We start from the raw sequence: 1185 nt of genomic DNA on the forward strand, positions 1-1185 counted from the left end.
CTGGAGGGGTTCCCGAGTGGCCAAAGGGATCAGACTGTAAATCTGCTGGCACTGCCTTCGATGGTTCGAATCCGTCCCCCTCCACCATATTTTTCTTACACTTACCCTTCGGTGAATAAACCTCTGGATAAACTGTAAGAAGCACTTGATTAACGTGTTGGGAAAACATTAGTTAAGTATAAAAATACCCTGGAGGGGTTCCCGAGTGGCCAAAGGGATCAGACTGTAAATCTGCTGGCACTGCCTTCGATGGTTCGAATCCGTCCCCCTCCACCATATTCTTCTTACACTTAGCCTTACGGTGAATAAACCTCTGGATAAACTGTGAGAAACACTTGATTAACGTGTTGGGAAAACATTAGTTAAGTATAAAAATACCCTGGAGGGGTTCCCGAGTGGCCAAAGGGATCAGACTGTAAATCTGCTGGCACTGCCTTCGATGGTTCGAATCCGTCCCCCTCCACCATATTCTTCTTACACTTAGCCTTACGGTGAATAAACCTCTGGATAAACTGTGAGAAACACTTGATTAACGTGTTGGGAAAACATTAGTTAAGTATAAAAATACCCTGGAGGGGTTCCCGAGTGGCCAAAGGGATCAGACTGTAAATCTGCTGGCACTGCCTTCGATGGTTCGAATCCGTCCCCCTCCACCATATTCTTCTTACACTTAGCCTTACGGTGAATAAACCTCTGGATAAACTGTGAGAAACACTTGATTAACGTGTTGGGAAAACATTAGTTAAGTATAAAAATACCCTGGAGGGGTTCCCGAGTGGCCAAAGGGATCAGACTGTAAATCTGCTGGCACTGCCTTCGATGGTTCGAATCCGTCCCCCTCCACCATATTCTTCTTACACTTAGCCTTACGGTGAATAAACCTCTGGATAAACTGTGAGAAACACTTGATTAACGTGTTGGGAAAACATTAGTTAAGTATAAAAATACCCTGGAGGGGTTCCCGAGTGGCCAAAGGGATCAGACTGTAAATCTGCTGGCACTGCCTTCGATGGTTCGAATCCGTCCCCCTCCACCATATTCTTCTTACACTTAGCCTTACGGTGAATAAACCTCTGGATAAACTGTGAGAAACACTTGATTAACGTGTTGGGAAAACATTAGTTAAGTATAAAAATACCCTGGAGGGGTTCCCGAGTGGCCAAAGGGATCAGACTGTAAATCTGC

At 45.1% G+C, this 1185-nt stretch carries 6 tRNA genes; all 6 read left to right on the forward strand.

Annotated elements, in window-relative coordinates:
• Window positions 1-2: 2 nt before the first annotated feature.
• Window positions 3-87, forward strand: a tRNA-Tyr gene (locus tag DA100_RS08190).
• A 104-nt stretch (window positions 88-191) separates the two neighbouring features.
• Window positions 192-276: transfer RNA gene (locus tag DA100_RS08195), tRNA-Tyr, on the forward strand.
• Window positions 277-381: 105 nt separating this feature from the next.
• Window positions 382-466, forward strand: a tRNA-Tyr gene (locus tag DA100_RS08200).
• A 105-nt stretch (window positions 467-571) separates the two neighbouring features.
• Window positions 572-656, forward strand: a tRNA-Tyr gene (locus DA100_RS08205).
• A 105-nt stretch (window positions 657-761) separates the two neighbouring features.
• A tRNA-Tyr gene (locus tag DA100_RS08210) sits at window positions 762-846 on the forward strand.
• A 105-nt stretch (window positions 847-951) separates the two neighbouring features.
• A tRNA-Tyr gene (locus tag DA100_RS08215) sits at window positions 952-1036 on the forward strand.
• Window positions 1037-1185 lie beyond the last annotated feature (149 nt).

The sequence above is a fragment of the Vibrio sp. Hep-1b-8 genome, from assembly GCF_006124995.1.
In the GTDB taxonomy this organism is placed as follows: domain Bacteria; phylum Pseudomonadota; class Gammaproteobacteria; order Enterobacterales; family Vibrionaceae; genus Vibrio.